General features: G+C 62.4%; 6 protein-coding genes. 3 read left to right on the top strand and 3 right to left on the bottom strand.

Annotation, left to right across the window (positions count from 1 at the left end):
- Positions 1-226 precede the first annotated feature (226 nt).
- On the top strand, positions 227-1,090 hold the full coding sequence (locus ACN269_RS32285) for a transposase (RefSeq protein WP_421476755.1): 864 nt from the start codon (positions 227-229) through the stop codon (positions 1,088-1,090).
- A gap of 42 nt (positions 1,091-1,132) precedes the next feature.
- Here ACN269_RS32285 and ACN269_RS32280 read toward each other — a convergent pair whose 3' ends face one another.
- Positions 1,133-1,477: an ester cyclase gene (locus tag ACN269_RS32280; protein ID WP_421476753.1), complete on the bottom strand. Its 345-nt coding sequence runs from the start codon at positions 1,475-1,477 to the stop codon at positions 1,133-1,135.
- A gap of 91 nt (positions 1,478-1,568) precedes the next feature.
- Here ACN269_RS32280 and ACN269_RS32275 point away from each other — a divergent pair, with 91 nt between their 5' ends.
- The gene (locus tag ACN269_RS32275) at positions 1,569-2,153 is read left to right on the top strand and encodes a TetR/AcrR family transcriptional regulator (RefSeq protein WP_421476751.1); all 585 of its coding nucleotides are present in this window, start codon (positions 1,569-1,571) and stop codon (positions 2,151-2,153) included.
- Between the two features lie 181 nt (positions 2,154-2,334).
- Complete coding sequence (locus ACN269_RS32270; protein ID WP_421476749.1) at positions 2,335-3,108, top strand: SDR family NAD(P)-dependent oxidoreductase; 774 nt, start codon at positions 2,335-2,337, stop codon at positions 3,106-3,108.
- Positions 3,109-3,188: 80 nt separating this feature from the next.
- Here ACN269_RS32270 and ACN269_RS32265 read toward each other — a convergent pair whose 3' ends face one another.
- Both ACN269_RS32265 and ltrA read right to left on the bottom strand, forming a co-directional pair.
- The gene (locus ACN269_RS32265; protein WP_421476747.1) at positions 3,189-4,025 is read right to left on the bottom strand and encodes an SDR family oxidoreductase; all 837 of its coding nucleotides are present in this window, start codon (positions 4,023-4,025) and stop codon (positions 3,189-3,191) included.
- Between the two features lie 652 nt (positions 4,026-4,677).
- Positions 4,678-6,051: a group II intron reverse transcriptase/maturase gene (ltrA, locus tag ACN269_RS32260; protein ID WP_421476745.1), complete on the bottom strand. Its 1,374-nt coding sequence runs from the start codon at positions 6,049-6,051 to the stop codon at positions 4,678-4,680.
- Between the last annotated feature and the right edge of the window lie 521 nt (positions 6,052-6,572).

Below are 6,572 nucleotides of genomic sequence, written 5' to 3'. Positions count from 1 at the left end.
CTGACCACCGCCCCAAGCTGGAGAGTCGCGATACCCGGCGTTACACGAGCCCAAAAGTGATGTCACCAACGGGATTTTGCCAGGGGCCGCGGAGCAATGATCAGAACCTGTGTATGAGCCTCGGTGTGGGCGCGTGAAAGTGGGCGCACTCTCCCGAGGATGATCTGTATGTCGTAGGTCTGATCAAGAGCCAGGCGTTGGCGCGCTGGTTCGGGAAGGTACGCCCTTGCTCACCGTAGTTCACTTTGCCCGGGACGCCAACGACAACGGCAGCGCCGCTGGCCGGTCGTTGTTGGATGAGATCGTGCGCGATGGCGCGCGGCAGATACTGGCCGCGGCGCTGCAGGCCGAAGTGGCCGCTTATGTGGCCCAGTTCGCCGACCAGCTCGATGAGAACGGCCACCGTATGGTGGCGCGCAACGGCTACCACCAGCCGCGTGAGGTGCTGACCGCGGCCGGCGCGGTGGAGGTGACGGCGCCCCGGGTCAACGACCGCCGAGTCGATCCCGACACCGGGCACCGTCAGCGGTTTTCCTCGGCGATCCTGCCGGCCTGGGCGCGTAAGTCCCCGCAGATGAGCGAGGTGCTGCCGCTGCTGTATCTGCACGGGCCGTCGACCAGCGATTTCGGGCCGGCGCTGGAGCAGTTCCTCGGCTCGGGGGCGGGGTTGTCGGCCACCACGATCGCCCGCCTGACCAGCCGTTCGAGGTCGACTTCGGCACCAAACCCCAAGGTTATCGCGAAAATCACCGACGATCTCGACACGCTGTTGGAGTTCTGCAAGTATCCGGCCGAGCATTGGATTCACTTGAGGACGACGAATCCGATCGAAAGCACCTTTGCCACAGTGCGTTTGCGCACGAAGGTCACCAAGGGTCCGGGATCGCGCGCGGCTGGACTGGCGATGACCTACAAGTTGATTGACGCCGCCCAGGCCCGTTGGCGCGCTGTCAACGCCCCGCACCTGATCGCCCCCGTCCGCGTTGGAGCGGTCTTCCACAAAGGCAAACTCCTCGAACGGCCCACCGACATCACCACGGCCGTACCGACTGCCAACGATGCCGACCCAACCGGTTCGGAGGTGGCCTGAACTGCCCCGATTCGCACTCAGTGTTGGTCATTTCGGGCAGGGTCAGGCGGGAAGTGGCAGGGCCCAGTGTTCGGCCACCTTGCCGTCCTGGACGCGGATCATGTCGAGCGCGAAACCGAGCGACTCTCCCGTGTCCGCACGGGCTATCCGATAACGAGTGGCCACGATGTCACCCTGGCTGATGCGTTGCTCGACCGTCGTGCTCGTCCCTTCGGCACCGGCTGCCATATGCCGCCATTTCGCCGCCCAACCCTGGTGGCCACGCGGGGCTCCGGGCAATGCCGCGTGGTCGACGGCGTCTTCGCTAATAAGCTTCAACGCCGCGTCCAGGTCACCACGCAGCACGGCGTCCGACATCGCGCTGACGACATCCCCAGGCTCCTCCATTGCGCACCCTCTCTACCTTTGCGGGGAATTCCCCACATACTTGACGGATGATCGATAGCTTAAGTGGGGGACTCCCCAGATTGCAAGGCTGATGCCGAAGCCACTCAACGGCATACTGAAGCCACCCAAACGGGCTGATGCGCGGCGCAACTACGAGGCGTTACTCGCCGCAGCCGCGGAGACGTTCTCCGCGCACGGCACCGATGCCCCGCTCGACGAGATCGCCCGCCGCGCCGGCGTCGGGAACGCCACGCTGTACCGGAATTTCCCTACTCGCCGCGAGTTGATCGTCGCTGTGTGCGCGAGCGAGGTCGAAGCGCTGCGCGACCATGCTGAGCACTTGGTGGACATACCGCCTCGTGAGGCGTTGATTGCCTGGCTGGACAAGTTCGTCGAACACATCGCCGCCAACAAGGGACTAGCCGCCGCTTTAATGACAGGCGCTCATGACAATTCGGCCCTCATTGAGGCGTCGAACGAGGTGATTAGGCGAACAGTCAGCAAGCTGTTGGATAGGGCCCGATTAGCGAAGGCGGTGAAACCTGACCTCGACGTGGTCGACTTGATCAGCCTCGCCAACGCCGTCGCCTTGATCGCTGAATCCGACGGGCAGGCACAAGCCCGGCGGATGCTCCGAATGTTCTTCGACGGAGCCGCAGTCTCTCGGCGTGATTAGGTGGCCGCGGTCTCTTGATCCACAGGTCTTGACAATTGCTCGGGGCCGCGGCGATCTCCTATGAATAGGCGGGCAACCGGGATCGATGTGCACAGTGACAACTTGCCCTACCGTGAGTTAACTTACAGTACGTAAGGCTACGGAGTAGTGGCCCAGTACCGATCGATTGGGATGTGAATAATTGAGCACCGACCCACTGCGCAAGATGTTCGACCTCGAAGGCCGCAGCGCAATCGTCACTGGAGGCACCCGAGGGATTGGCCTTGCGTTGGCGGAAGGGCTCGCCAGCTGCGGCGCCAACGTCGCTGTCGCCAGCCGCAAGGCCGATGCCTGCTCGGCCGCCGCCGACAGACTGCAGACGCTGGGGTCCGGGAAGTCACTCGGAATACCGACCCACCTCGGTGACATCGACGCCATCAACAGGCTGGTCGCCACCACTGCCGAAAGTTTCGGAGGCATCGACATTGTGATCAACAATGCTGCCAACCCCCTTGCACTTCCCGTGGGGGAGATCACCCCCGAAGCATGGTCGAAATCATTCGCGGTAAACCTGCAGGGACCGGTCTTCCTGGTCCAGGCCGCGCTACCCTATCTGCGCGAGAGTCAGCACGCGGCGATTCTCAATGTGGTCTCAGCCGGAGCTTTCATCTACTCGCCGTTTGTTTCCATGTACACGGCTGCGAAGGCGGCCATGGTGTCCTTTACTCGTTCCATGGCTGCCGAATTCGCCTCGCAGGGCATTCGTGTCAATGCCCTGGCACCGGGATCGGTGGACACCGACATGGTGCGCGGCAATCCGCCCGAGTTCATCGATGCCATGAAAGGCTCGGCGCTGCTGCAACGTATTGCCGATCCTGTCGAGATGGTTTCCCCTGCTTTGCTTTTGGTCTCAGACGCCGGAAGCTTCATCACCGGGCAGACGATCATCGCCGACGGCGGTCTGGTTGCGCGCTAGGTGTACAGACACAGAACTTTGGTAGCGCGCGTGTTGGCTCGATGTGAGGAGGACCTCCGGGCCGGCGAAGTCCGGCCAACTCAGGCCGATGAGTTCATCAGGGCATCGACGGGTGGCAGCGCGGAGTAGTCAATCTGGTTGGTGACGATTGCCGCCGAGAATCCGTTGTCGACAAGCAAGTTCGTCCCATTTATGTAGCTCGCGGCGGGCGAGCCCAGGAAGGCGATCGCGTCGGCCACCTCATCCGGTGTGGCTTTCCGTCCGCCACTCTGACTTGTCATCCAATCGAGGATTGATGCCCCCTGCGACTTCTCGAAGTCGGTGATCAAGGGGGTATCGATTAGTCCCGGGCATACGCTGTTGATTCGGATGCCACGCCGGCCAAGAGGGCGCGCCAGCTGGAGGGTGAGTACCTGTGCACACTCTTTCGAGAAGCCGTAGGGATTGTTGGTCAGCTCGGGATGGGCTTCAACCCAGGTCAGTGCCTCCATCCAGTCCTCGATATCGAGGAGCTCCAGGATTGGTGCAAGCCTTTCCATGAAGCCGCCACCGGCGGTGGACGCAGTGTTCACGACCGCGCTACCTGGGGCCATCCGGTCCTGCAGCCCGGCGATGAGCTTTCGTGGGGCAAGTACATTGACGCCCATGACAACGGCCAATGGCAAGGTGGCGGCGACACCAGCGTTGTTGAACAGAACATCGATGCTGTCCGGCAATCGACCCAGAGCCTTTTCAACTGCGTCACGATCAGACAAATCAACCGCAATGTAGTCGTCGACGGCCGCGGGCTTGATGTCGAGACCAACAATGCGCGCCACACCAGCGCTTCGCAATCGTTTGATGAGCGCTGCACCGACGCCGGTCGCGGCGCCTGTGATGACAACCGTCTTGTGCTGATAGTCGATAATGGGTGACACGGTGGTATTCCTTTGCATTGCAGTGAATTGCCGGCCTCATGAGTGATTGAAGATTGCAATCACTTTCCCCGACGGCCCATGCCAGAGGCCAGGATTTTGTCGTGGGGTGCCCCCTCGGGGACTGCGACACGGGTTCGCACCGAGTGTGCCGATGGGCAGCGTCGAGTGAACCCGCGCTGTCGACACACGGGAATCGGCAACCGCGCGCGCCGAAATTGTGCACACGGTCCAAACCTCCAAACCCTTGGTGTGGCTGGCATTCCAGCTGACTGGACCTAGAGAAGCTGACGGTTCCAGTGCGGTACTGTTTAGTTTACGCATTGTAAGCTATAGCGTGGATGGGTGCGGTGTCCATCCCGACCGCACCCGTTCATGGCGGCCGTCAGTTCCCTCGACCGCGCTGGGTCTGCGTATGCGATCCGCACTAGTGGCGAGGAAGCAATGCTGCAGCTTGGCCTTCAACTCGGCTATTGGGGCCCTCAGCCGCAGCCGAACGATTCACAGCTGGTGGCCGCCGCCGAAGACGCAGGTAATGACGCCATTGGTAGTCAGGGGCGCGGTGTCTGCGAAGCAGATCCGTTTCCCCATCCCCCTTTCAATCCGTGCGTGCGGTTTTCCCGCACACGGCTTACCGATGATCTTCTTGACATGGTTACGCTGCCTTCGGGTAGCGGATGGTGCCGCGCAGGCGGTGTAGGCCCAGCTCGTTGAACCAGTCCTCGGTCCACCGAGCAGCCTGACCGGCACGCAGGTTGCGGCCTCGCTTCTTGACCATCAAGCGAAACAGCCGCCACACCACGTAGCTGTCGACGTGTCGGAACTTATCGGCAGCATTGCCGGTGCGAAAGTAGTTGCCCCACCCGCGCAGGATCGGATTGAGATCCGCGATCACATGGCGAATATCTGTTCCGACCCGGCTACGACCAGTACGGTCCCGGATCTTTGTCCGAAGCCTGATCATGGCCGATTGGCTGGGCCAGCGGTGCAGGTAGTGGCGCACAACGCGCTTCTGTTCCCACAACCGCCCCGACATGCGCGCCCGGAAATGACAGCCCAGAAAATCCAGGCCCTCCTTACCGTTGCGCAGGTCGACCACCGTCGTCTTGTCCGGATGCAGCCGCAACCCCAACGACGCCAGGATCTCGCCTATCGCCGCCAAAGCCTGCTCAGCCTGTGCCTGCGATCGGCACAGCACCACACCGTCATCGGCGTAGCGCACCAACTCACCCACCCCGCGGGCCGTGAGCTCGGTGTCGAGCACGTGCAGGTAGATGTTGGCCAACAGCGGCGAGATCACCCCACCCTGCGGAGTGCCCGCGACCGTCCGCTCACGCACCCCATCAATCAACACACCTGCCTGCAGCCACAGCCGCAGCAGTTTGAGCACCCGCCGATCCGAGACCCGCCTACCCACCTCAGCAAGTAGCCGGTCGTGGTCGATCTCGTCGAAGAACTTCGCGATGTCGAACTCGACCACATGAGTGACCCCTTCGATGAACCCGACACGCAGCCGTTCCATCGCCTGAGTGGCTGACCGCTTCGGCCGAAACCCATACGAGCACGACAAAAAGTCCGCCTCGAAAATGGGTTCCAACACGATCTTGGCCGCCGCCTGAACCACTCGATCTCGCACCGTGGGAATCCCCAACGGCCGCTTACCGCCCCGGGGCTTGGGGATCTCCACCCGCCGCGCTGGCGACGGACGATAACTCCCTACCCGCAGGTCATGACGTAACTCCCGCAACATGCGGTCCACGCCATAGTCCTGCACTGCGGCGAGGGTGACACGATCCACCCCAGCCGCACCCCGGTTTTCACACACTCGCTCCCACGCCTCCACCAAGACGTCACCCCGGTAGATACGGTCATACAGGGCGTGGAAACGCCGACCCGAAGACTGCTTGGCCGCAGCCCATAGCGCACGTTGCAGTCGTTGCACTTTCACCGGCGAGAAACTCAACGGCTCCTCAACGGCTACGACAAGCGATCGCTTGCCGGGGGAATTGGACCGAGACACCTCGGTCATGCCCTCACGCTTACCCGCTCGATGCACGTGATCAAAGTCGGGGCCCTTCCCTCCCGGCGCGTTATGTTGCACGCCGATCACCGGTACTACGACCCCATCGGACTCCCGCTGCCCTCCAAAGGATTTCACCACTGGCTTATACCCCTGGTCTTTGCCCGACGCAGGCCAGGCAGACGGGCCTCTCCTGTTCCGAACCAGACTATGTGCACGTGCCGCCACCCGTACCCCGGAAAGACCCGACGAGCTGACCCCGGACCAGGGCTCGCCGGACATGGCCTTCGCCGTGAAATGAGCGGCTCGGCTCTCCCATTGTGACTGTGACGAGGCTGCAGTGTTCGCATAACGCTACGGCCCGCGCACTTGCTCCCTCCGAAGAGGCTCTCGACGCCCCGCTCAGCCCGCCGCCTCTCAACGACGAACCGGGGCCTGCTACCCGGCGCTCCGGTACCTACCAGGGCGGGACTCTCACCCGCTAGTCCAGTCCAACTTGCAGGACGCAACATCACGTCAGTTTAGGCCGC

This window comes from Micromonospora sp. WMMD736, from assembly GCF_049179015.1.
GTDB lineage: Bacteria > Actinomycetota > Actinomycetes > Mycobacteriales > Micromonosporaceae > Micromonospora.
Note: the sequence above shows the minus strand (reverse complement) of the source record. Positions and strands in the feature narration are given on the sequence as shown.

Excerpts from the sequence above, each read along its gene's own strand:
- ACN269_RS32280 (WP_421476753.1), bottom strand. The coding sequence starts at position 1,477 with ATGGAGGAGCCTGGGGATGTCGTCAGCGCGATGTCGGACGCCGTGCTG.
- ACN269_RS32275 (WP_421476751.1), top strand. The coding sequence starts at position 1,569 with ATGCCGAAGCCACTCAACGGCATACTGAAGCCACCCAAACGGGCTGAT.
- ltrA (WP_421476745.1), bottom strand. The coding sequence starts at position 6,051 with ATGACCGAGGTGTCTCGGTCCAATTCCCCCGGCAAGCGATCGCTTGTC.